Genomic DNA, 24,278 nt, shown 5'->3' on the forward strand with positions numbered 1-24,278 from the left:
CCCGGCTCGTCGAGCCGGGCTTTTGTTTTGTCGAACCTCGAAGTCGGGTTACTTCGTCTTTGCGAGCTTGAAGCCCTTTTCCGGATCGGCAACCTTCTTGCCGTTGATCGTCACGGCATAAGCCGCATCGCCTCTGCGCTCGACCACGATTGCGTAAGCCGTTTCGTCGATCGTTACCGTCGCTTCGAAGGTCTTCCATTCCGGCGGCAGGACCGGACGGACGAACAGAAGATTGCCCTTGCGGCTGATGCCGAGCAGCCCTTCGACAGCGAAGCGGTAGAGCCAGCCGGCCGAGCCGGTATACCAGGTCCAGCCACCGCGGCCGAGATAGGCCTCCCCGCCATAGACATCGGCTGCGACGACATAGGGCTCGACGCGGTAGCGCTCGGCGGCCTCCGCATCCCGGGCGTGATTGACCGGGTTGAGGATTTCGAAGCAGCGCCAGGCGTCTGACGCCCGGCCGGCCCTGGCGAGCGCCAGACCGAGCCAGATCGCGGCATGGGTATACTGGCCACCGTTTTCGCGCACACCCGGCGGATAGGCCTTGATGTAGCCGGGATCGAGCGGCGACTTGGCAAAGGGCGGCGTGAACAGGCGAACGATGCCCGCCTCTTCATCGACCAGTTCGGAAACGGCCGCGTCGAGCGCCTTGACAGTACGCTCAGGCTTGCCCTGACCGGAAAGCACGCTCCAGGACTGTGCAATCGAGTCGATCCGGCACTCCTGCGAGTCCTTCGAACCGAGCGGCGTGCCGTCGTCGAAGTAGCCGCGACGATAGTAGTCGCCATCCCAGCCGGCAGTCTCCAGAGCTTCGGAAAGCGTTGCAAGATGGGCCGTCCAGCGAGACACGCGGTTCTTGTCTCCCCGCTCCTCGGCATAGATGAGGAAGGATTTCAGCGTTGCCGCAAGGAACCAGCCGAGCCAGACGCTTTCGCCCTGCCCCTTGGCGCCGACGCGGTTCATGCCATCGTTCCAGTCTCCACCGAGGATCAGCGGCAGGCCGTGCGGACCGGTGCGGGCAACCGCAAGGTCGAGCGCCCGGGCTGCATGTTCGTAGAGATCCGCTTCCTGTTCCGACACGGTCGGCTGGAAGAACGAGTCGTGCTGGTTCGCGTCAAGCAGCGGCCCCTCAAGGAAAGCGAGCTTCTCGTCGAGGAAGCTCTTGTCGCCGGTTGCCGTGATGTACTCGTCCACCGCATGGGCAAGCCACACCACGTCGTCAGAGATGTGGGTACGCACGCCAGCGCCCGTCTGGGGCAACCACCAGTGCTGGACATCGCCTTCGAGGAACTGGCGTGCAGCCGCGTTGAGGATCTGGCGGCGGGCAAGTGCGGGCTGGTGCAGCAGGAAGGCGAGAGTATCTTGCAGCTGGTCGCGGAAGCCATAGGCACCACTGGCCTGATAGAAGCCGGCGCGGGCGAAGATGCGGCAGGCGAGCGCCTGATAGGGCAGCCAGCGGTTGACGAGGTTGTCAAAGGACTGGTCACCCGTCCTGACCTGCAGCTTGCCGGTGAAATCGCTCCAGAAGGACTTTGTTGTCGACAGGATCGACTGGAAGTCCTCCTTCCTGATGTCGCCGATCAGTGCGCGGGCGGCGTCCGCCGTTGCTGTCTCGCCGAGCAGGAAGGTCACGTCCTTTTCCGCTCCCGCCGGCACTTCGATGTCGAAGGCGATGGCCGCGCAGGGATCGCCCTCGGTATCGATGGAACCAGAGAGGCGCGACTGGCGGGCGAGCGCCTGCGGCATCCGGATCGTGCCATGGCGTCCGATGAACTCCCTCCGGCTCGCGGTGAAGCCGGTCGGCGTTTCAACGCCGGCGAGGAAAGCGATACGGCCAGGATAGTTGATGTCATACGGATTGGTGGCGAAGAGTGCGCCCGTTTCCTCGTCATGGGAGGCGAGAACGAAGGGAGCCGTCTTCTGGGCGTTGTTGCCCAGCACCCATTCCGCATAGCCGTAGACCCGGTAGGTGCGGGCTTCGCTGCCGGTGTTCTTCAGCACCAGACGTGAAAGCTTGACCGGGCGGTTCCTGTCGACCGTTTGGGTCAGTTCCAGTTCGAGACCGTCGTGATGGCTGGTGAAGACCGAATAGCCGAGGCCGTGGCGTGTCTCGAAACGGGCGCTGTCGCTGAGGTTCAGCGACTGGAACGGCACATAGGTGTTGCGGCTTTCAAGATCGACCACATAGAAAGCCTCGCCGGGACGGTTTGTCACCGGATCGTTCGACCATGGCGTAACCTGATAGTCGCGGGAGTTCTGGCTCCAGCTGAAACCGGCACCCTCGGCGGAAACGTGGAAGCCGAATTGTTCGTTGGCGATCACGTTGATCCACGGCTGCGGCGTCGAGGTCGCGGCATCGAGACGCACGACATATTCCGTGCCGTCCTTGGCGAAGCCGCCGAAACCGTTCCACATGTCGAGGTCATCGGCCGTTGCGGGTGTCGTTGCGACCGGGGCCGAAGCCGGCGTTGCCGGCAGAAGACCGGCCCATTCGCCTTCGGATCCGTCAGGAATGCGCGGCGTGGCAAACAGCGAGACCGCGCGGTTGATCTGGTCGACGATCTTGCCGTTGCGGGCATGGAAGACGACGCGCGCGGCGGCAAGAAGGGCCTGGGAGCCGTTCTCGTCCATAAGGTCATGGCGGACCGTGAAGACGTGCTGGCGGCCTGACACATCCTGCAGGCGGTTGCGCATGTTCTCCGCAATGCGATCCAGCGCATGCTGCATGTCCTGGATGTAGGAGGTCGCACGCTCATTGACGATGGCGAGGTCGGCGGTGACGCCTCGGCGACGCAGGTATTCGAGACCGCTCAGCGCTTCGCGGGCGATGTCGATATCCATGTCGTCGTTGATGCGCAGCGCAAAGATCGGGAAGTCGCCCGAGATCGCCATCGGCCAGAGCGCCGATTGCGAACGCAGGCCGTTGCGGACCGTTTCCGGGTCTGCACGCAGATGCGGGTCGGGATAGACGAGGTAGCGGCCGAGATGCTGGAAGGCCGCGGCCTGTTGCGAGGTGATGCCGATGTGGCGCAGTTCCACCTGGGCGCGGGTCCAGGCGTGAATGAGTTCGTGGGCGAAGGCATCCGGGTGCCGGTAGCGCTCGATGGCCTTGTCCACCTCTTCGCGGCTCGGCGTGGCGATGGTCCAGAAGATCACGCTGACTTTCTTACCCGAGGGTACGCGCACGACGCGGCGCAGGCTGAGCACCGGATCGAGTGTGAAACCCTCTGTGCCAGAAAGCGTCGCACCCGGATCGAAGGCGGCCGCCTCCGCGAGGCTGCGGCCGCGGCCGAGGAAACGACGGCGATCCGTCTCGAATTCGGTCGGACGGCCGGGGCCGGCATTGTCGACCACCAGATGGGCGACGCAGATATCGGGATCGCTGGGGCTGCGCTTGTTGCGCTCGGCGCGGATAACGTCGCGACGGCGGCCGAACTCGGTCTTGACGAACATGCGCGAGAACAGCGGATGGGCGTTGTCGGCGTCGTCGAAGCCCAGCACCGGTTCCAGATAGGAGGTCACTTCGATGAAGCGGTCTTCCGGGCCGGTGTTGAGGATGGTCAGGCGGCGGCCTTCCGCATCGTGCTCGGTAGCGACGATGCATTCGACGCTCGTCTGGATATCGCCGACCGTCTTGAAGAATTCGGCCTTGTCGTCGCCGAAGATGACCTTGGTCTTTTCGTCTTCGGCGCGGCGCGGCGCTGCGGTCGCGGACCACCACTGGCCGCTTGCCGTGTCGCGCAGGAAGATGAAGGTGCCCCAGCGGTCTTCGGTCGGGTCGGCCTTCCAGCGGGAAACCGACTGACCGTTCCAGCGCGAATAGCCCGAGCCGGTTGCCGTCAGCATCACCGAGTAATGTCCGTTCGACAGGAATGCGACTTCACGTTCCTTGTTGGCCGGATCTGTGATGGTGCGGATTTCCGGACGCAACAGGTCGGCCTGTCCCTTGCCGGGGGTCTGGGGCTCGTACTTGGCGCTCATCACCGGGATTTCGCGCGGCGGCTTTTCCTGCAGCAGGAGTTCGGCGGCTTCGATCACCGGATCGGAGTGGAAGAGTTCGCGCAGGCGGCCGTTGAAGGCGACGTTGGCAATTGCCGCGATCGACATGCCGTGGTGGTGGGCATAGTAGTTGTAGACCACCGCGCAGGTCTTGCCATCCGGAATACGGGTGGGCGTGAAGTCGACGGCATCGTGGAAGCCGTAGGCGCCGAGCGCGCCGAGCTTTCGCAGGCGTTCCAGGTTCCTGAGGGACTCCTCCGGATAATACTGGCTGGCAAGGATCGAGGCATAGGGCGCAATGACGGCATTCTGCCCGAGGCCGCGCTTGAGGCCGAGCGTCGGTACGCCGAAGTTGGTGTACTGGTAGTTCATCTCGTGGTCGCGGGCATTGAAGGCCGCTTCCGAGATACCCCAGGGGATGTTGAGCCGGCGACCATGGTTCATCTGTTCGACGACAACCAGATTATTGGTCTGGTTCAGAATACCTCCCTGACGCTCCTGCATGACGAGCGGCGGCATCAGATATTCGAACATCGAGCCAGACCAAGAGATCAGCGCCGCACGGGCGCCGATCGGCACCACCTGACGGCCGAGCTTGTACCAGTGTTCGGTCGGAAGGTCGCCCTTCGCCACCGCGAACAGGCTGGTCAGGCGGCATTCGGATGCGAGCAGGTCGTAGCAGGCCTCATCGAGCTCGCGGCTTTCGACGCGGTAGCCGATCGACAGCAGGCGGCGCTCCGGCCGGTAGAGGAAGCTGAAGTCCATCGAGAAGGCGAGGTCGCGGGCACGGTCTCGCAGAACGCAGAGACGCTGGCGCAGCGGGTCGATGTTCGACAGGTCGAAAGACGAGTCGGCGATATGCGCCTCGCAGACGCCGACCAGCGATTCCGTCCAGCGGGTGACTTCGGCGCTCTGTTCCGAGCGGACCTCGTGATGCAGGTTGGCGGCGAGCTTCTGGATGTCGCGGGCGAGCACGGCGAGATTGGCGATGCGGATCGAGGCAAATTCCCGTTCGCGCTTGATCGAGGCAAGGCCGGTCTTGAAGCCGAGGATACGTTCTTCCAAGCGCCGGCGCAGCGGACGCACCGTCTTGCGGTCGTCAGGCAGTTCCTTCAGCGTCTCATAGAGGATGCCGCAGACATCGCCGATGCCGTCGAGATTGCCCTGCAGATGGGCGGAAGGAGCTTCGCCCCATTCGCGGCACGCCGATGAAATCGCGATCAGGTGGCCGGCGAGGTTACCGCTGTCGACGGCGGAGATGTAGCGCGGACCGAGCGTCTTCAGCGTATCGGTGTGATACCAGTTGAAGAGATGGCCACGGAACTTGTCCATCCGCTCCACCGTCGAAATCGTCTGTTCGAGACGCTCGATGGTCTGCTCGAAGCTCAGCCAGCCGAAGTGCCGCGCCGAAACCGTGGAAAGCAGATAGACGCCGATATTCGTCGGTGAGGTGCGGTGCGCGACGATCGGCTCCGGCTCCTCCTGGTAGTTGTCCGGCGGCAGGTAGTTGTCTCCGGCGGTCACGAAGGTCTCGTAGAAACGCCAGGTGCGGCGGGCGATCTTGCGCAGTTCGACGGTGACCTGTTCGGGAACTTCCAGGCTGTCTTCGGTTTCCGCCGACTGGCTGACATACCAGGCGACGAGCGGAGAAAAGACCCAGAGCACGACGAAGGGCAGGCCGGTCAGGTAGCCGTAGTCGCCCGACAGCGATGCGGCGAGAACCGCGAGCACGGCCAGAACCGGCGCGTGCCGCATCGAGCGGTAATAGGAAGCGATATCACCCTGGGCGACCGACTGCACGCTTGCGGCGGTCCGCCATTCCAAAAGCAGCCTGCGACTCACCAGCATGCGGTAGAGCGACCGGATGATGGCGTCGGCCATCATGTAGGCGGTATCGGCGATGAAGACGATACGCAGCGCGACCTGGGCGTTGACCGAGCGGACTTCGGACCACAGGGTCTGGAAGTGCGCAGCCGGCACGATGTCGGTCTGGCGCGGGATGAGGCCGGAAAGCAGCGAAATGGTGGGAGCGACGAAAAGGCTGAAGATCAGCACCAGCTGCCAGACCATGGCACCCATCGGCCCCATGGTGGCCCAACCGAGCACGGAGGCGATGAACCAGGCGATCGGGGTTAGCGAGCGGCGCAGGTTGTCGACCATCTTCCAGCGGCCGAGCGCCGTGATGCCGCGGGCAGGATCGAGGATATAAGGCAGAAGCTGCCAGTCGCCACGACCCCAGCGATGCTGACGTGAGATTTCCACCTCGTATCGGGTCGGAAAATCCTCCACCAGCTCCACATCGGTCACCAGCGCGCAACGGGCGAAGGAGCCTTCCAGCAGGTCGTGGCTGAGAACGGTGTTTTCGTCGATACGTCCCTTGATCGATGTCTCGAAGGCATCGACGTCGTAGAGGCCCTTTCCGGTAAAGGTGCCTTCGCCGGTGATGTCCTGATAGACGTCCGAAACGGTGAAGACGTAGGGATCGAGGCCGCGGTTGATCGAGAAGATTCGCTGGAAGACCGAGGCGTCCTCACCGGTGGTGAGCGAAGGCGTTACGCGCGGCTGAAGGAGGCCGTAGCCGCTGACGACCCGACCGCTCTTCGGATCGTGGACCGGGCGGTTGATCGGATGATGCAGCTTGCCGACCAGCTTGGTGACGGCGTCGCGCATCAGGCGCGTATCGGCATCGAGCGTCATCACGTATTTCACGTCTTCGGGCACCATGTTGGCGCCCGGCAGATAGGATGTGTCGCGATCGCCGCGCAGAAGCAGGTTCATCTCGTGCAGCTTGCCGCGCTTGCGTTCCCAGCCCATCCAGCAGCCTTCAGCCGGATTGTAGAGCCGGCGGCGATGCAGCAGATAAAACAGCGTCCTTCCCACATGGGCATAGCGGGCGTTCAACTCTGCCACTTCCTGCTTGGCATATTCGAGGACCTCTAGGTCTGCAGGGCTTTCCTCCACGGGACTGTCCCGCCAGTCGCTCAGCAGTGCGAAATAGATCTCGCCATGCGGATTGGTGAGGTAATGGACCTCGAGATTGCGGATGAGTTCGTCGACATCGTCGCGCTTGGCAATCAGGCAGGGCACCGCGACAAGAGTACGCGCATCGGCTGGAATTCCAGCCTTGAACTCGTAGCCGGTAAGCCGCGATGGCTTGACCATCAGGGTCACAAGCGTGTTGAACAGGCCGGTAGCGCCCTCGGAGGCCGGAAGCGAGAACATCGCCAGCAGGATTAGGATGAGCGGCGTGGACAGGCCCGCCTGAGCGAGGAAATAGCCGACAAGGGCCAGCGCTGCGATCGTCAGGCCGACGACGGGCACGGCAATGGCAAGCCAGTTCAGCCGCTTGATGCCGTCGGCGAGACGGCGCCACAGCGGCACGCGATAGTCGATCGCCTGTTCGAGCAATGGACGCCGGGTGCCGACGAGATAGCTGCCGACATCGGGAGCGGCGCCGGCTTCGCCCGAGCGCGTAGCGGCAAGCGCGAGATCGATCGCCACCTGGGCGATTTCGATTTCCGACTTTTCGGAACGGCGGGCAAGCTTTTCGATGGTGTTGCGATAGGCGTTGCGCGAACCGAAGTCGAGCTGACGGTAGTCTGTGTGCTGGCTGAGAACCTTGTCGACCAGACAGACGTCTTCCACCCAGACCGACCATTCCTTGTCGTCGATCTCCCGCAGTCCCTTGACGATATTGCCGGTGGTCACGTTACCGGAGGACAGGCGGTTCTGCTCGGCGGTCATCGCCTCTTCGGCGCTGCGACCCGCCTGTTCCAGTCGCTGCTCCTGCCAGCTGACGGCAAAGCTCGTGTCCTGGGAACCGTTGCGCAGACGGTAGAGGAACTGCGTGGCGAAGGTATTGTCTTCTGCCAGCTGCTCGATCTGCTTCAGGATGTCCGCCGAGGCGTCGGCGTCGTTGATGCGAATGATCTCGTCGGCGACCTCGTTGGCCTTGCGGCGCATGCGCCGCGAGCGGTCGACGCGGGTGGAGATACGCCGCAGGTTTTCGATCAGCACGAAACGAACGATGGAGGGCAGCGCCCAGAGTTCGCCGATTTCCAGCACCTGATGCTTCTGGAAGCCTTCGACGAGCGCCGTCATGCTTTCCATCGACACGGTCGAATGGGTATGGGCGACATAGAGCCAGGCCAGCGCCATGGTGCGCGGGATCTCGCGGTTGCCGATTTTCATCGTCGGAAGCTGGCGGTAGAAACGCCGCGGGAAGTCACGCCGGACTTCCTGGATCGCCTCCTCGATGATGTAGTGATTGTCGAGCAGCCATTCGGCAGCAGGCGTGATGGTTGCGCCGGCCTCGACATCCGCCGCCGTCGCGCGATAGACGCGCAGGATTTCCCGTTCGTTTTCCTTGTGCCGGGCAAAGAAATCGAAATCGATCAGGCCCGGTAACTCGCTTGCGCCATCCCGCGCGAGCGCTTCGGCGCTTTCACGCAGCTCGTCGATCGTGAAATAGGCGGCCCGGATCGAGTCATTGTGATCGATCTGTCTGGATTCAAAGTCGCGCGACGGAACATGCGGAGTCATGGGAAGACTTAATTTCTCGGGTTCTGGGTTTAGAAGGCGTTCGTCAGGGTTTGTCTCGACCACTGCCGTCCTTCGGCGCCTCGCTTTGCACAAATCCGGCCGGTCGTTCAATCATCCGAACTCAAAAAGCCGGTTTGCGCAGCGATGCCGATCAGAAAACTGGTCTAGGCGGAAATCTTTCGTGCCTTCGCTGGGAAAATTGGCTTTTTTATGCCGTATTTCAAAGCCGTAGCCAAGGGGTATTACATCGAGAGCCTTGGCCCGGCCCATGGGACGCGACGCCGGAAAGCGTCACGGATTTTCAGGACGGTCGGGATAGCAGATGATCGACAAGAAGCGGATCGGCAGGCGTACCAGCACTTCCGGCCCGTGGCGGGCATCGGCGTCGAAGAACAGGCTGTCGCCGGGAAGCATGGTGTAGAGCCTGTCGCCGTGACGGTATTTCACCTCGCCTTCCAGCATGTAGATAAATTCCATGCCGGCATGCTGGAAAGCGGGGAAAACGTCGGAATCTGCGGTCAGGGTGATGAGATAGGGCTCCACCTGCACGCCGTTGCCGCTCGTCGGGATGTGACCGAGCAGGTTGTACTGATGGCCGGCACGGGTGCCGCGGCGCTCGATCTCCACGCCTTCGCCCGCCTTGACGAAGACGGCATTGCGCGGCTCCTCGAAACGGCGGAAGAAGGTGGTGACCGGCACTCCGAGCGCCCGCGCCAGCGATTGCAGCGTGGTGAGCGAGGGCGAGGTATTGCCGTTTTCGATCTTCGACAGCATGCCGAGCGATATGCCGGTCGCGGCGGCCAGGTCGGAGCCGGTGATACCGAGCTTCTTGCGGAAGGCCCTGACCTCGTGACCGATCGCGATTTCCAGATTGTTTTCCTTGGGATCGCGCACGGCATGCGGGTCCTGCCGCAGCGGCGCCCGCAAAGGCTCGTTATCCGCCTCGGTCTTGTGCTGTCTCTTCCGTTCCGGTGTTCTGTCGGTCATCGTCTTCTCCCCACCGGCCGACTGATAGTCTCTGGGCAGGGGCCATGGCAATCAGACATTTTGCTGATCGCCGCCGATAGTCGCCATGCGGGTATCAATCGACCATGCCGGCGGTCTTCCGTTCATGAATTTCTATCAGCGCAAGGCCGCCATTGTCCCGGGCTTTGCGCAGAGCCGCAGGAAGATCATCGACATGCCCGAGCCGTTCCGCGGAGATACCGTAGGCCGTGGCGATCTTCAGGAAATCGGGCGCCGAAGGTTTCACGCCTTCCGGCACGATCCCCTGCTCGATCATATAGGTCTCAATCTCCCTGTAGCCGTCATTGTTCCAGACGAGGAAGATGACGCGGACGCCGGCATCCCTGGCGGAGCCGAGTTCGGCAAGCGAAAACTGCAGGCCGCCGTCGCCCGTCAGGCAGACGATCTGCGTGTCCGGTTCGGCGAGACTTGCACCGACCGATGCCGGCGCGGCATAGCCAAGCGCGCCGTAGCCGGTCGCCGAATTGAACCAGCCATGCGGGCGGCCCGCTTCGAAATAGAGATTGCCGGCATAGACGGCCTGGGTGGAATCGCCGACGATGATCGCGCCCTGAAGCGTATCCCGGATGGTCTCCAGGATGGAGATTTCGGCGCGCATTTTGTCCGTCAGTTCGGCATGGGCCGCGGTTCTCGCAGCGGCGGCACGCCCTCTTCCGCCGGAAGATGTCTTCTCCTCGCCGATCTCCGTCAGAAGATCCTCGACCAGCGTGCCGACGTCCGACAGGATCGACAGGACGGCCCGTGGGCCCCGTGCGAGCTGCATGGCGTCGATATCGACGCGAACGAGATTGTCGAGTTCCGGAAAACCGTCATCGGCAAACATGCCGTAGTCGGTCTGCCCCATCTGGGTGCCGAGCGCCAGCACGAGGTCAGCCTCGGCGACAAGCTTTCTCATGGCCTTGAGGCTCGGGCTTGCCGGCACCGACAGGGGATGCCCCGAAAGCATGCCGCGGGCGTTCACGGTGCTAACAACAGGCGCATCGAGCCGTTCGGCAAGCGTTGCGACCGCCTTTGCCGCATCAACCGCGCCGCCGCCCAGAAGAATGACCGGATTTCGGGCGCGTTCGCAGCGTTCCGCCAGATCGAGCACGCTGGCAAGATCGGCGCGGGGCAAGAAGGCCGGACTTTGAAGAAGCCTCGGCAGAGGGATCTCCATCGACATGACGTCGATCGGGATTTCGATATGAACCGGTCCCGGGCGGCCGGAACGCAGGATGGTGAAGGCTCTCGCCATCACCGCAGGCAGATCGGCCGGATCGAGAAGGGTCTGACTCATCAGCGTGAAGGAAGCCATCATCGCATGCTGGTCAGGCAGTTCATGCAGCCGGCCGCGTCCGTGGCCGAGGCTCGACCGCGCATTGACGCCGGAGATAACGAGGAGCGGCACGGAATCCTGCTGGGCCTGCGCCATGGCGGTTATCGCATTGGTAAGGCCGGGGCCGGTAATCAGCAGACAGACGCCCGGTTTTCCGCTGACGCGGGCATAGCCGTCAGCCATGAAACCTGCACCCTGTTCGTGGCGAGGGGTGATATGGCGGATGTTGGAAGCGGCAAGCCCGCGATAGAGTTCGACGGTGTGGACGCCCGGAATGCCGAAGACGGTATCGACGCCATTGGCTTCCAGAATATCGATCAGTGCTTCTCCGACTGTCTTCATTTCGCCGCCCATTTCTGTTCATCCTCCCGCTCGATCAGTTCCGTCGCCAGTTCGGCCATGCGTCCGGTGGCTTCCTCGAGCTTTTCGTCATCGACGGTGAGCGACACCCGGATGAAACCTTCCGCCTGCTTGCCGAAGGAGCCGCCCGGCATGACGGCGACGTTCTTCTCGTCCAGGAGGCGGTGAGCAAACTCTAGGCCAGTGAGCCCGGTCGCGCTGACGTCGATCACGATGAACATTCCGCCTTCTGGCATCATCGGCTGCAGCGGTCCGTTGCCGGCAAGGCCTTCGGCCACAAGTCGCGCGCGGCGTGCATAATTACCTCGCATGACGGCGGAGGTGTCGAAGGGTTCGGAGAGCGCCATTGCCGTCATGTCGGCGATGAAGGGCTGGACGCCGAACAGCATGGTTTCCGAAACCGGCAGCAGGCGATCACAGAATTCGACGGGACCGGCGGCCCACCCGCTGCGGAAACCGGGGGCTGCGTGGGACTTGGAAATCGAGGAGACGACGACGGTCCGTTCCGCCAGATCCGGCTGGTCGAAGGGCGAGGCGAAGGGTTTGTCGAAGATCAGTTCTTCGTAAACCTCGTCGCAGACGATCCAGAGATCGTGATCGCGACAGACCTTGCCGATGGCGGCAATCTCGTCTGCCGACAGAACGGCGCCGGTCGGATTGTGCGGCGTATTAAGAAGCAACACGCGCGAGCGGGGCGTAATCGCCCGGCCAAGATCGTCCGGCTGCAGATGGAAGTGGTGTTCCGGCCGAAGCGGAACGGGCGCCATGCGCGCGCCGCTGGAGGCGATGACGCCTTCGTACGTTGCGTAAAAGGGGTCGCCGACCAGCACCTCATCGCCCGGTTCGAGCAGGCCGAGCATCACCGTGAAGAGAGCGGTCTGGGTGCCTGGAAAGCAGAGAATGTTGCGCTCGGTAACGTCAGGACGGCGTTTTACGTATTTGGCGGCCAGCGCCTTTACCACGCTCGGTTCGCCGCGGCCGTTCGAATAGCGGGTGCGGCCCGCATACATGGCGCGGGCACATTCGGCGAGCAGGGCCGGATCTGGTGCCACGTCCGGCTCCCCGATCGTCAGTTCGATGACGGGAATGCCCTTCGCGGCTTTGCGACGGGCCTCGATGTGAACGGCCCATTTTCCCGAACCAAGGTGAGCAAGCCGCTCGGTGATGGAGGCGTAACGCATGGGTGTTCCGATCATTTTTCGTTGGTGCCGGCATCTGGCCCGGTAAGGCGCAGGCCACCGAGCAGGGCCTCGACCGATTTCAGAGCGATACGCGGCAGAGCATGGTCGTCAAAAAGATCCTGGGCAAGCGAACCCTCGAGCCAGAGACCGTCGATCAGGCCGTTGATGGCAATGGCCAGCTTGCGGCTCTCGCCCGATGCCGGCGTGCGGCCGCATTCGGCGAGAAAGTCGGAGATGAGTTCTTCCAGCGCATCGCGGAAGATCAGGTAGTTCTCGCGGTGGATGCGGGCAAATTCCGGATCGACGCGGATGTGGCTGATGAACCCGGCCCAAAGCGAGAGCGTGCGCGGATCGGTGACCGGCGGACTGACATTGGCGATGATAAAATCATGCAGTCTGAGGCGCGCGCTCTTCACGTCGCCCCCGCCCTCGACCCCAGCCGCGCTGATCGCCGTCGTGGTCATCGATGCCATGGTCTCGCGATAGGCGGCCTGCAGCATCTGGTCCTTGCTGGCGAAGTAATGGCGGATCAGGCCGCCGGTGACGCCGGCGCGGGCCGCGATCTCGCGTACGGTCGCGCCCTCCAGTCCCTTCTCCGAAATGCAGTCCAGCGTTGCCCTGATCAGGTCCTGCCGCCGCTCCGCCTCCCCGGCGCGATGGAAGACCCGCCGGCTCATGACGCCAGTCTCAATATCGGCCGGGTCAGGCAGGTGGGACCGCCTTCGCAGGCGATGCAGAGCGCGTCGGCGGCAAAGGTCTGTACCTCGCAGCCGGCTGCCTCCATGGCGGCGCGGGTTCCGGGGAAGCCTTCCACCATGATGACCTTGCGCGGCGAGGTCGGCAGGACGTTGAGGTTCAGGCCGTTGCTGGCGGCAAACTCCTCTTCTGGAGCAAGGACAAGCCGGATGCCCTTTTCCTTCAAGAGGAAATAGAAGGCGGCCGGCAGCAGCGGCGCATGGACGAGCGCCAGATCCTTGGCGAGCGGGCTGATGACCGACATGAGGTGCAGGCAGGCTTCCTCGCCCTGCCAGAGCGGCAGGTCGAAGCCGAGAACCGTGACACCATGGGGTGCCAGCATCGCCGTCATCTGCTCGATGCCGGCCTGGTTGGAGCGCACACCGCGGCCGATCGCAAGCGTTGTTGCGTCCACCCACACACAGTCGCCACCTTCGATCGTGCCGGGAGCTTCGATGCGACCGAGAATCGGAATGCCGGCCTTGCTATAGACTGCCTCGTGCAGTTCCGGTTCGCGCTGGCGCAGCGGCTTGCCCATGTTGAGGATGATGGCGCCGTGATCTGTCATCAGCGAGGGATCGTGGGTGAACATGGCGTCCGCCAAACCGTCGCCGCGGTCCTCTAGCCACAGGATTTCAGCCCCGGCGCCCGCCACCAGATCGGCAAAATGCCCGTATTGCTGGACGGCTCTCGCGCCGTCGAAGGTCGGCCCGTAATGCCAGACGGAGGGATCGGCATCCCTGAGGCTCGCACCCGGCCGGCGCATCACCACCCTCAAGAGTTTCCCCGACATGTCCTGAGAGCCGTAATTCTTCATGCGCCCTTCCCGATCCCACGGCCTGGCATGTCTGACCGCACTGCAAACTGATTTACTTATACGCTTGAATAATTACTGCACAAGTGCAAAACTCCCGGGCAATCCACCGGGCGGGATCCAGCGCCGCACCGGGCAGACAAGAAGCTGGCGGGAACAGTGGCAACCATCTTGCCGGGGCTTTGCCTCCGGGCATTGGCGGTATTCATGACGATATCGGCGCAAGCCATTGACGTGCAGGATCTGTACAAGCGGTTCGGTCCGCTCGAGGTCCTGAAGGGTGTTTCGCTATCGGCAAGGCAGGGCGACGTGATCGCCATCATCGGCGGCAGCGGCTCGGGAAAATCCACCTTCCTCAGATGCATCAACATGCTGGAACTGCCGAGCGCGGGCTCGGTGACGATCCATGGCGAGACGATCGCCATGAAGAAGGACGGTCATGGCGGCCTGATGCCGGCGGACCGCAGGCAGGTGCAGCGCATCCGCAGCCGGCTCGGCATGGTGTTCCAGAACTTCAATCTCTGGCAGCACATGACGGTGCTGCAGAATGTCATCGAGGTGCCGGTGCATGTCCTGGGCATGCGCAAGGACGAAGCGGTCGCCATCGCCGAAACGCTGCTCAGGCGGGTCGGTCTTTACGAGAAGCGGGACGCCTATCCGGCCTTCCTTTCCGGCGGGCAGCAGCAGCGTGCCGCTATCGCCCGGGCGCTGGCCATCCAACCGCTAGTCATGCTGTTCGACGAGCCGACCTCGGCGCTCGATCCGGAGCTTGTCGGCGAGGTTCTCTCCGTCATCGGCGATCTCGCCCGGGAAAAGCGCACGATGATCCTCGTCACCCATGAAATGAAGTTCGCCCGCGAAGTCTCCAACCATGTGGTCTTTCTCGCCAACGGCGTGATCGAGGAACAGGGACCGCCGGAACAGCTGTTCGGCGCGCCGAAATCCGAACGGCTCAAGAAATTCATCAGCTCAATCCATTGAGACTTCATCAAACCTAAAAACAACAGGGGAACATAATGAAGAATGCAATGAAGATCACCCTTATCGCACTGGCCATCGGCGGAGCGGCCTTTGGCAACGCTGCCGCCGAACAGGTCAAGGTCGGCTTCTCCGCCGAGCCCTATCCGCCCTTCGCATCGCCGGATGCTGCCGGCAAATGGGTCGGCTGGGAGGTCGATTTCATGGAGGCCATCTGCGCCGAGGCCAAGCTCGACTGCGTCATCACTCCGGTCGCCTGGGACGGCATCATTCCGGCATTGACCTCGAAGAAGATCGACATGATCGTCGGCTCGATGTCGATCACGGAGGAACGCCTGAAGACCATCGACTTCTCCGACAAATACTACAACACGCCGACCGGCATTGTCGGGCCGAAGAGCGAAAAGTTCGAAGCGACGCCCGAAGGGCTTGCCGGCAAGATCCTCGGTGTACAGGTTTCGACCGTCCACGCCGATTACGCTCACAAGTATTTCGGCGACAAGGCATCGGAAATCAAGGAATACCAGACCCAGGACGAGGCAAACCAGGACCTCGCCGCCGGCCGTCTCGATGCCGTTCAGGCCGATGCCATCGCGCTCGACGCCTTCCTGAAGTCCGAAGCCGGCGCTACCTGCTGTGAGCTCAAGGGCAATGTGAAGGACGATCCGGCCATCCTCGGAGCGGGCGTTGGCGTCGGTCTGCGCAAGGGCGAAACCGAGCTGAAGGATAAGGTCAACGCTGCGATCAAGGCGATCCGTGCCAACGGCACCTACGACACCTTCTCGAAGAAGTATTTCGACTTCGACATCTACGGCGGTTGACCGTTTCCCCGGACATGCGGCGGGGGTCCGCCGCATGCCTTCTCCGCACTTCTGACAATCGAGGCGTTTCAAGATGGCGGCAGCGTCCGGCAGCCTTTTCGACTGGAGCCTTCTGGCGCTTTCGCCGCCGGGCTGGGGCGGCGTGCTTCTGCAAGGCTTTGCGCAATCGCTGCAGCTTGCGGTGGGCGGCTACGGGCTCGGCATCCTGATCGGGATCGGCGGAGCCTTCGGCAAGCTTTATGGCGGGCCTATCCTTCGTGACCTCCTGGAGGTCTATACCACCGTCATTAGGGCCGTACCGGAACTGGTCCTGATCCTTCTCCTCTATTATGCCGGCACGGACGCGGTGAACGCGCTGCTTTCGCTGGCCGGACTGCCCTCGGTCGACATCAGCGGACTTGCGGCCGGTGTCTTTGTCATCGGCGTGGTGCAGGGGGCCTATTCGACCGAGGTATTGCGCGGCGCGATCAAGGCCGTGCCGCCTGGGCAGATCGAGGCTGCGCGGGCCTATGGCATGTCGCCGATCAAGGTGATGATCCGCGTCACGCTTCCTGCCATGCTGCCCTTTGCCATTCCCGGACTCGCCAATCTCTGGCTGATCGCCACCAAGGACACCGCTCTGCTAGCGGTCGTCGGGTTCAGCGAACTGACACTCGTGACGCGCCAGGCGGCCGGCAGCACCAAGGCCTACATGCTGTTCTTCTGCGCGGCAGGCGCCCTCTACCTGCTGCTGACGCTCGTTTCCAACGTCGTGATCGGCATCGTCGAGCGCCGGGCGCGGCGCGGAATTGCGGAGCCGGTGTAACGAGATGACCGAGATCGCGTCCGGAATGCCCGCCTATCAGCCGCCAAAGGCGCGGCACCTGTTCGAGCCGCACCGGCTATTCATGATGGCGGTTTTTGCGGCAATCGTCCTTTGCGCCGCTTGGTTCATGCGCTGGGACTGGTTGCCGAAATACCAGTGGCGTCTTGTCGCCGGCGTCTGGCAGACATTGCTGCTGCTGTTTTTGACCGCCTTTTTCGGATTTCTGCTGGCGGTTCCGATCGGGCTCGTGCAGGTCACGGGTCCGAAACTGCTGGCCTGGCCGGCCAAAATATTCTGCACGATCATTCGCGGCACGCCGCTGCTGCTGCAGCTCTGGCTGCTCTATTACGGTCTCGGCTCGCTCTTCGCCCAGTATCCCGAGATCCGTTCGTCCTTTCTCTGGCCCTATCTCCGGCAGGCATGGCCCTATGGTTTTGCGGCGCTGATGCTGTCCTTTGCGGCCTACGAGGGCGAGGTGATGCGCGGCGCGTTTGCCGGGGTTCCGAAGGGTGAGCTCGAAGCAGCGCGTGCCTTCGGCATGAGCCGGCTAACGATGTTTCGCCGAATCTGGCTGCCACGGGCGATCCATCGGGTGCTTCCCACCCTGACCGGCGAAACCGTGCTGCAGCTCAAATCCACACCGCTTGTCGCCACCATCACGGTGGTCGATGTCTATGCCGTGATATCGAAAGTCAGGCAGGAGACTTATCTCACCTACGAACCGCTGCTATTGCTGGCGCTGATCTACCTCTGCCTGACCGGTCTTCTGGTCATGGCATTCCGCTTTCTCGAAAACCGCATTCCAAACCGTGGTGCATGACGATGACGATACAATTCTCGAACTACATGGCCGATGTGCTGGCGACCCGTCACCATCTCCACCAGTATCCGGAGATCGGCCTTTCCGAGTTCGATACATCGGATTACGTGGCAAAGCAGCTCGAGGCGCTTGGTTACGAGGTGCATCGCGGGCTGGCGAAAACCGGCGTCGTGGCGACCCTCAGAAACGGGACGAGCACGAAGAGCATCGGCATCCGCGCGGATTTCGATGCCCTGCCGATCCTCGAGGAGACGGGCGCGGCCTATGCCAGCAAGAACCCCGGTGTCATGCATGCCTGCGGTCACGACGGACATACCGCCATGCTGCTCGGCGCCGCGCGCATCCTTGCCGAGCGCCGCAATTTCGATGGCGTCGTGCATCTGATCTTCCAGCCGGCCGAAGAGAATTTCGGCGGCGCCAGGATCATGATGGAGGACGGCCTGTTCGAGAAATTTCCCTGCGATGCCGTATTCGCGCTGCATAACGACCCGACCATTCCCTTCGGCAAGTTCGCCCTGCGCGAAGGGCCGATCATGGCGGCGGTCGACGAATGCGTCATCACGGTCAACGGCCGCGGCGGCCATGGCGCGGAGCCGCAGGATACCGCCGACCCCATTGTCTGCGGTGCCTCGATCATCATGGCTTTACAGACCGTCGTCTCGCGCAACATCCACCCCATCGATCCGAGCGTCATTACGGTCGGGGCCTTTCATGCGGGTGCGGCGAGCAACGTCATTCCCGAACGGGCGGAAATGAAGCTTTCCATCCGCTCCTTCGACCCTAAGGTGCGCGACCAGCTCGAGGAGCGCATCCGCACCATTGCCGAGGGACAGGCCGCCAGCTACGGCATGAGCGTCACGCTCGACTACCAACGCGGCTACAACGCCACGATCAATCACAAGGCGGAAACCGACTTCATCCGTGCGCTCGCCATCGATTTTGCCGGCGCCGACAAGGTCTACGACATGGACCGGCCGACCATGGGCAGCGAGGATTTCGCCTACATGCTGGAGAAGCGGCCGGGCTGCTATTTCTTCCTCGGCACGCAGCGCACGCCCAACGACCCGCCGCTGCACCATCCACGTTACGACTTCAACGACGACATCCTGCCGGTCGGCACCAGCTTCTGGGTCGAACTGACGGAGAAGTGGCTGGCTGCGAAGTAGCGGCAAAAGGCCCCTCCCCAACCCTTGGAGGGGCTCGATCAACACCTGCTTCAATACAGCAAGGACCGGTGCACCATCTTGCTTGCCGGTCGCTCCTGCAGAAGCCTGACGAAGCATTGCCACGAATGGTCTCCCCCCTTGTGGGAGAGATGGCCGGCAGGCCAGAGGGGTTGTCATCCGATCTTGCGGAATCGGATGCACACAAGATCCGCTTTCAAGTCCGCAACACCCGGTAGATCGCCGGGATCACCAGCACGGTCAGAAGCGTCGAGGAGGCGAGGCCAAAGAGCAGCGAGATTGCCAACCCCTGGAAAATGGGGTCGGTCAGGATCACCGCGGCACCGATCATGGCGGCGAGCGCCGTCAGCAGGATTGGCTTGAAGCGTATGGAGCCGGCTTCGATCAGGACCTCTGTTAGCGGGCGTTCGGGCGAAGCGGCATGGCGGATGAAATCCACCAGCAGGATCGAATTGCGCACGATAATGCCTGCCAGCGCGATGAACCCGATCATCGAGGTCGCGGTGAAGGGCGCATGGAACAGCCAGTGACCGCCGAGGATGCCGATGAAGGTCAGCGGGATCGGCGTCAGGATGACCAAAGGCAGTTTGAACGAGCCGAACTGGGCGACCACGAGGATGTAGATCCCGAGCAGCGCCACCATGAAGGCCGCCCCCATGTCGCGGAAGGTGACCCAGGTCACTTCCCACTCGCCGTCCCACAGAAGCACGGACTTGCTTTCATCTGCCGGCTGGCCATGAAGAGCGACGTCCGGCTTTTCGAGGCCGGTCCAATCCTGCTTGTCCAGCGCATCCTGAACGGCGAGCATGCCATAGAGCGGTGCCTCGAAATCGCCGGCCAGCTCGGCTGTGACCATCTCGGCATAGCGGCCGTTGTGCCGGAAGATCGGGAATGACGCCTTTTCCTCCGTGACGCGGATGACGTCGCCGAGTTCGACGACCGAGCGCGAACCCGGCAGCAGATTGGCAGGAATCGGCGTCGAGAGGAACTTTTCGTCGAGCACTTTCGCGCCCTTCGGCCGGCTGATGACGATCGGGATCGGCGCGCGGCCTTCCCCACGATGGGAATAGCCGATGGTCGTGGTGCCGTTCAGGATCGACAACGTGTCGAAGACATCGTCTTCCGATACGCCGAAGAAATCGAGGTCGTCGGTCGAGATCGTCGCGCGCAGACGCGGGGAGGGCGTTCCGTAGCTATCGTCGACATCGACGATGAAGGGCACGGACTGGAAGGCTTCCTTCACCTTGCCGGCGGTCGCACGGCGGGTGTCGGCGTCGGGGCCGTAGATCTCCGCCAGCAGTGTCGCCATGACAGGCGGTCCGGGCGGCGGTTCCACCACCTTCAGCACGGTTCCTTCCGGCATGGCAACCTCCGTCAGAAGCCGCTTGCGCAGGTCGAGCGCGATGTCATGGCTCGAACGGTCACGCTCGCCCTTCGGCGTCAGGTTGAGCTGCACGTCACCCATATAGGCGCTCGAACGCAGATAGGCGTGACGCACCAGTCCGTTGAAGTTGAAGGGTGAGGCCGTTGCCGCGTGGGTCTGGACGCTGACGACCTCCGGCGTGGCAAGCGCGACCCTCGCCACATCTTGGGCCACCGCATCGGTTGCCTCGACGGATGAACCTTCCGGCAGGTCGATCTGGACCTGCAGTTCCGATTTGTTGTCGAAGGGCAGGAGCTTCACCGTGACATGCTTCGTGTAGAAGAGCGAGAGGGAGCCGAGGGTTGCGACGCCGACGAGAAGGAGGAAGACCCAGCTTGCCCTTTTCGAGGCGAGGACCGGGCGGGCGACCGCGGCATAGCCATCGCCGAGCCTGCCGCCGGTGCCGTGAGCGGCGTCATGATGCAGCTTCGCTTTTCCGGCAATCTTCAACATCAGCCAGGGCGTGACCACGACGGCGACGAAGAAGGAGAAGATCATCGCGGCCGAGGCGTTTGCCGGGATCGGGCTCATATACGGACCCATCATGCCGGAAACGAACATCATCGGCAGAAGGGCGGCAACCACGGTGAGCGTGGCCACAATGGTCGGATTGCCGACTTCGGCAACGGCGTCGATGGCCGCTTGACGGCGATCCTTGCCGTCGTTGAAACCCCAGTGCCTCGCGATGTTTTCGATGACGACGATGGCGTCGTCGACAAGAATGCCGATCGAGAAGATCAGGGCAAAGAGCGAGACGCGGTTCAGCGTGTAGCCCATCAGGTTCGCAGCAAAGAGGGTAAGCAAGATCGTCATCGGGATGACGATCGCGACAACGACGGCCTCGCGGCGACCGATGGCGACCCAAACGAGCGCGATAATGGAAAGCGTCGCCAATCCGAGATGAAAGAGCAGTTCGTTGGCCTTCTCGTTGGCGGTTTCGCCGTAATTGCGGGTGACCTCGACCGACATGCTGTCCGGGATCAGCTTGCCCTTCAGTTCCTCGACACGGTGGAGGATCTCTTCGGAAACGACGACGGCGTTGGCGCCGGCGCGCTTGGCAAGCGCCAAGGTGACGGCCGGCACACGCTTCATGTCGCCGCTCTCGCCCCGCGTAACGGTCGAGGTGCGGGCTTCTTCCGTATCGGTGACGAAAGAAACGTCCGCGACATCGCGTACATATACGGGGCGGTTGTCACGGGTGGTCAGCAACAGGTTGCCGATCTCGGTGGGCGTAGAGAGGGTTTCTCCTGCAACGACGTTGATCTGCCGGCCGTCGTTCCTGATCTCTCCGGTCGGGAAGGCGCGGTTGGCCGCCGTGACCTTTGAGGAAAGCTGCTGCAGCGTTACCCCGTTGAGCGCCAGTTTTTCGGGATCAGGCGCGATACGAATGGCGTCGCCCGTCTCCCCGACGAGGTAACTGAGGCCGACGTCGTCGATCTTTGCCATTTCGACGCGCAGTTCGCGGGCGATGCGGGTGATCGCGGTGTCATCGACGCCGGCACCCTTGTCTTCGGAGGGCGTCAGCGTCAGCGAAACGATCGCCACATCGTCGATGGTGCGCCCGACGACCAGCGGTTCGGGAATGCCGACCGGGATCGAGCCCATATTGGCGCGGATCTTGTCGTGGACGCGCAAAACCGCGCTGTCTCCGGAGGTTCCGACGATGAAGCGCGCGGTGACCACTGCCTTGTCATCATAGGTCGTGCTGTAGACGTGTTCGACGTCATTGATACCCTTGACGATAGTCTCCAGTGGCTCGGTGACGAGCTTGACCGCGTCTTCCGCCTTCAGTCCGTCGGCCTGCACGATGATATCGACCATCGGCACGGAGATTTGCGGCTCCTCCTCGCGCGGCAGCGTCATCAGCGCGACAAGGCCGAGCGCCAGCGCGGCAAGCAGAAAAAGCGGGGTAAGCGGCGAGGTGATGAAGCTTTTCGTCAGGCCGCCGGCAATACCAAGACCGGGAATCTTCATGGCAATACGATCTCGTCGCCGGCGGAAAGGCCGGTCAGGATTTCAGTCATCGGCTGGCCGTCGATCCGGATCGGTTTCGCGGTCACGACAGCGCGCTCGGCCGTCCCCTCGCCGGCCCTGATGGTGACATAGTCGACGCCGTAGCGGTTCTTCAGCGCGGTTCGCGGCAGGAAGAGCGCGTTGCGTTCGCCAACCGGCACCCGCACGAGGACACGCTTGTTGACGAAGGAGGTCGGCAGATCGCTGACTTCGACATCGGCGATGACCCGGCCGTTGTCGATCTCCGGATAGATCTTGGCCAGGCGCCCCTTGTTTTCATGGCCGTTGCCGCTGTCGATCTCGATCGAAGCGCCTTCCTCAAGAAGGTCGGCATGGCGTTCGGGGATGGCGAGGCGCAGGTAAAAGCCGCCGCCGCCGATCGTGGCAACGGTCTCGCCGGCCATGACGACGGCATCTCTGGTGACGGGAACGGTCAGGACCTTGCCGGCGGTCGGAGCGAGGACGTCGCCCTCCTTGCCCTGCTCTATGTAGACAGACCGCTGCGCTTCGGCGGCTGCGATTTGGTTGCGCACGACATCGACCTGCGTGCGCAGGGCATCGAGCCGCTGGGCAGTGGTCACCCCACGCTTGATAAGTTCCTCGCCGCGGCTCAGTTCCGACTGGGCGTTGTCCAGCGATGCCTTCAACCCAAGGAGCTGGGCATCGATCGCGGCGATCTGGAAGTCGATCTTATCGTCCTTGACCGTGGCGATCACGTCACCCGTACCGACGCTGTCGCCCTCCGTGACCTTGAGGTCGACAACGGTTCCGCCGATGCGCGCGCGGGCAGCTACGCTGTTGCGGGCCTCCACGCGGCCATAGACCGCCTTCCATTCCGGGACCGGCATCGGCTGAAGTTGAAGGGTTTCGGCGTGCAGCGCGCTGGTCGCCATGAGTGCAAGGGTGAACGCCGTAAGGCGGGCAAGCGGCTGGACAGTCATGGTGCCGTTCCTCGTGGCAGGTGAATCAGAATGCCGTTCCCGGGCGGATGCCGAGCTTCTTGAAGATCGTCGCGGCCGGGCAGAAGCCGGTAAAGGCGGATTGCAGCAGGTTGGCGCCGATAAAAACGGTAAACCAGACGAACAGCGGATGCACGAAGACCGTCAGGGCGACGGAAAGAAGGACCATCACACCGGCAAAAGCCAGAACCATGCGATCGAGAGACATTTCAACCTCCGGGAAAATACATACATATATTCGTATATATGATGATTTATATTCTATCAAGTGCTATTTCGCGGAGGGAGGTCGGCGGAGGAGAGGAGAGATTTCTAGCTCCTGGCCGTCAGCCGCTCGCTGAAAACGATAATCAGGCCAGCGCTGCAGATCAGCGCGGCACCGATGAAGACGTTGGCGGCGGGGATATCGCCCCAGATTGCATAGCCCAGCACGAAGGCCCAGACGAGCGAGGTATATTCGAACGGCGCGAGAACGGAGATCGGAGCACGTCGCATACCTTCGAAAAAGGCGAGTTGGGCAACGCCGCCGATGATGCCGGTCGCCAGCGAGAGCGCAAGCTCGCCGGTAGTCGGCGTGTGCCAGACCTGCATCAGCATCCCTCCGGTCAGGACCAGGAAGAAGCTGTTCGTCACCGTCATCTGCACCAGCGAGCGGGCGCCCATGGCGGTGCGCCGCAGCAGAACGGTCGAAAACGCCCAGAGGCAGGCAGCCTGAAGGGCGAGATAGACCGGAAACGTGATCTTCATGCCGATGGGATTGCTGGCGATCAGAACACCGAGAAAGCCGACGATGACCGCGATCCAGCGCGGTGGTGTCACCCGTTCCTTGAGGATCGGGACGGCAAGCAGGGTCGCAACCACCGGAGCGGCATAGTAGAGCGTCTGCAAGGCCGCAAGCTGCATGCTCTTTGCCGCGTTGTAATAGGAGAGCCAGGCGGTCAGAAGCAGCACGCTGCGGATCATCATCGGCTTCACGACCGGAGACGACAAAGTTTCGCGAACGAGGGAAGGGCCGCCGAAAATCAGGCAGCCGACGAGGATTGTGGCGCTGCGGAAGAAGAGGATCTGCCAGACCGCCGTGGTTTCCACGAGGATCTTGATGGTGCCATCGTGCAGGGTGAACAGGAAATAGGAAAGGCTGGTCAGCAGGATGCCGATGCCGACGGAGGTTTTCACTCTTGCACCTGTAGCGGATCTTTAGGGAAACGACGGGCGCGGGCGCGCCGGCCGGAGGAAGCGATCCACATCTTTCCCGTTACGAACTGCGTGTCAATCGGGATGAATTCGCCCATGTCGCAAAGAC

The 24,278-nt window shown here is 62.6% G+C and carries 15 protein-coding genes; 5 read left to right on the plus strand and 10 right to left on the minus strand.

Annotation, left to right across the window (positions count from 1 at the left end):
• Positions 1-48 precede the first annotated feature (48 nt).
• The 6 genes from J5N58_RS09600 to J5N58_RS09625 all read right to left on the minus strand — a co-directional run bounded on the left by J5N58_RS09600 (position 49) and on the right by J5N58_RS09625 (position 13,975).
• Positions 49-8,541 (minus strand): glycoside hydrolase family 94 protein, encoded by an 8,493-nt coding sequence (locus tag J5N58_RS09600; RefSeq protein ID WP_244710602.1) that lies wholly within the window; start codon positions 8,539-8,541, stop codon positions 49-51.
• A gap of 291 nt (positions 8,542-8,832) precedes the next feature.
• The gene (locus tag J5N58_RS09605; RefSeq protein ID WP_112830488.1) at positions 8,833-9,528 is read right to left on the minus strand and encodes a helix-turn-helix domain-containing protein; all 696 of its coding nucleotides are present in this window, start codon (positions 9,526-9,528) and stop codon (positions 8,833-8,835) included.
• Positions 9,529-9,622: 94 nt separating this feature from the next.
• Complete coding sequence (locus J5N58_RS09610) at positions 9,623-11,236, minus strand: 5-guanidino-2-oxopentanoate decarboxylase (RefSeq protein WP_112830489.1); 1,614 nt, start codon at positions 11,234-11,236, stop codon at positions 9,623-9,625.
• Positions 11,221-12,423, minus strand: coding sequence for a pyridoxal phosphate-dependent aminotransferase (locus J5N58_RS09615; RefSeq protein WP_113443121.1), 1,203 nt, complete (start codon positions 12,421-12,423; stop codon positions 11,221-11,223). Before J5N58_RS09615 ends, J5N58_RS09610 begins: the two co-directional genes overlap by 16 nt.
• An 11-nt stretch (positions 12,424-12,434) precedes the next feature.
• Positions 12,435-13,100, minus strand: coding sequence for a TetR family transcriptional regulator C-terminal domain-containing protein (locus tag J5N58_RS09620; protein WP_244710605.1), 666 nt, complete (start codon positions 13,098-13,100; stop codon positions 12,435-12,437).
• Positions 13,097-13,975: a dimethylarginine dimethylaminohydrolase family protein gene (locus J5N58_RS09625; protein WP_113425486.1), complete on the minus strand. Its 879-nt coding sequence runs from the start codon at positions 13,973-13,975 to the stop codon at positions 13,097-13,099. Before J5N58_RS09625 ends, J5N58_RS09620 begins: the two co-directional genes overlap by 4 nt.
• A gap of 204 nt (positions 13,976-14,179) precedes the next feature.
• Between J5N58_RS09625 and J5N58_RS09630 the strand changes: the two genes are divergently transcribed.
• From J5N58_RS09630 to J5N58_RS09650, 5 genes are all read left to right on the plus strand, one after another.
• A complete protein-coding gene (locus tag J5N58_RS09630; protein ID WP_113443122.1) occupies positions 14,180-14,953 on the plus strand; it encodes an ABC transporter ATP-binding protein in 774 nt (257 codons plus the stop codon).
• A 47-nt stretch (positions 14,954-15,000) separates the two neighbouring features.
• Entirely contained in the window at positions 15,001-15,771 is a 771-nt protein-coding gene (locus tag J5N58_RS09635; RefSeq protein WP_425314461.1) for a transporter substrate-binding domain-containing protein, read from the plus strand.
• Positions 15,772-15,844: 73 nt separating this feature from the next.
• Positions 15,845-16,576 carry an ABC transporter permease gene (locus J5N58_RS09640; protein ID WP_244710607.1) on the plus strand — a complete coding sequence of 244 codons (732 nt, stop codon included), beginning with the start codon at positions 15,845-15,847 and terminating at the stop codon, positions 16,574-16,576.
• Positions 16,577-16,580: 4 nt separating this feature from the next.
• Positions 16,581-17,396 carry an ABC transporter permease subunit gene (locus J5N58_RS09645; protein WP_113443124.1) on the plus strand — a complete coding sequence of 272 codons (816 nt, stop codon included), beginning with the start codon at positions 16,581-16,583 and terminating at the stop codon, positions 17,394-17,396.
• A 2-nt stretch (positions 17,397-17,398) separates the two neighbouring features.
• A complete protein-coding gene (locus tag J5N58_RS09650) occupies positions 17,399-18,562 on the plus strand; it encodes a M20 aminoacylase family protein (RefSeq protein ID WP_244710609.1) in 1,164 nt (387 codons plus the stop codon).
• 214 nt (positions 18,563-18,776) lie between these two features.
• Here J5N58_RS09650 and J5N58_RS09655 read toward each other — a convergent pair whose 3' ends face one another.
• The 4 genes from J5N58_RS09655 to J5N58_RS09670 all read right to left on the minus strand — a co-directional run bounded on the left by J5N58_RS09655 (position 18,777) and on the right by J5N58_RS09670 (position 24,151).
• Positions 18,777-21,977, minus strand: a complete 3,201-nt coding sequence (locus J5N58_RS09655) for an efflux RND transporter permease subunit (protein ID WP_113465976.1) — start codon at positions 21,975-21,977, stop codon at positions 18,777-18,779.
• Positions 21,974-22,957, minus strand: a complete 984-nt coding sequence (locus tag J5N58_RS09660) for an efflux RND transporter periplasmic adaptor subunit (RefSeq protein WP_244710611.1) — start codon at positions 22,955-22,957, stop codon at positions 21,974-21,976. Before J5N58_RS09660 ends, J5N58_RS09655 begins: the two co-directional genes overlap by 4 nt.
• Before the next feature lie 25 nt (positions 22,958-22,982).
• Positions 22,983-23,183, minus strand: a complete 201-nt coding sequence (locus J5N58_RS09665; RefSeq protein ID WP_113465977.1) for a YgaP family membrane protein — start codon at positions 23,181-23,183, stop codon at positions 22,983-22,985.
• Between the two features lie 104 nt (positions 23,184-23,287).
• Complete coding sequence (locus J5N58_RS09670) at positions 23,288-24,151, minus strand: DMT family transporter (RefSeq protein WP_112830498.1); 864 nt, start codon at positions 24,149-24,151, stop codon at positions 23,288-23,290.
• Between the last annotated feature and the right edge of the window lie 127 nt (positions 24,152-24,278).

The organism is Paenirhizobium cremeum, assembly GCF_022884085.1.
Lineage (GTDB): Bacteria > Pseudomonadota > Alphaproteobacteria > Rhizobiales > Rhizobiaceae > Allorhizobium > Allorhizobium cremeum.

Coding starts and splice junctions, on each gene's coding strand:
- J5N58_RS09600 (WP_244710602.1), bottom strand. CDS start 8,541: ATGACTCCGCATGTTCCGTCGCGCGACTTTGAATCCAGACAGATCGAT.
- J5N58_RS09605 (WP_112830488.1), bottom strand. CDS start 9,528: ATGACCGACAGAACACCGGAACGGAAGAGACAGCACAAGACCGAGGCG.
- J5N58_RS09610 (WP_112830489.1), bottom strand. CDS start 11,236: ATGGGCGGCGAAATGAAGACAGTCGGAGAAGCACTGATCGATATTCTG.
- J5N58_RS09615 (WP_113443121.1), bottom strand. CDS start 12,423: ATGCGTTACGCCTCCATCACCGAGCGGCTTGCTCACCTTGGTTCGGGA.
- J5N58_RS09620 (WP_244710605.1), bottom strand. CDS start 13,100: ATGAGCCGGCGGGTCTTCCATCGCGCCGGGGAGGCGGAGCGGCGGCAG.
- J5N58_RS09625 (WP_113425486.1), bottom strand. CDS start 13,975: ATGAAGAATTACGGCTCTCAGGACATGTCGGGGAAACTCTTGAGGGTG.
- J5N58_RS09630 (WP_113443122.1), top strand. CDS start 14,180: ATGACGATATCGGCGCAAGCCATTGACGTGCAGGATCTGTACAAGCGG.
- J5N58_RS09635 (WP_425314461.1), top strand. CDS start 15,001: ATGAAGATCACCCTTATCGCACTGGCCATCGGCGGAGCGGCCTTTGGC.
- J5N58_RS09640 (WP_244710607.1), top strand. CDS start 15,845: ATGGCGGCAGCGTCCGGCAGCCTTTTCGACTGGAGCCTTCTGGCGCTT.
- J5N58_RS09645 (WP_113443124.1), top strand. CDS start 16,581: ATGACCGAGATCGCGTCCGGAATGCCCGCCTATCAGCCGCCAAAGGCG.
- J5N58_RS09650 (WP_244710609.1), top strand. CDS start 17,399: ATGACGATACAATTCTCGAACTACATGGCCGATGTGCTGGCGACCCGT.
- J5N58_RS09655 (WP_113465976.1), bottom strand. CDS start 21,977: ATGAAGATTCCCGGTCTTGGTATTGCCGGCGGCCTGACGAAAAGCTTC.
- J5N58_RS09660 (WP_244710611.1), bottom strand. CDS start 22,957: ATGACTGTCCAGCCGCTTGCCCGCCTTACGGCGTTCACCCTTGCACTC.
- J5N58_RS09665 (WP_113465977.1), bottom strand. CDS start 23,183: ATGTCTCTCGATCGCATGGTTCTGGCTTTTGCCGGTGTGATGGTCCTT.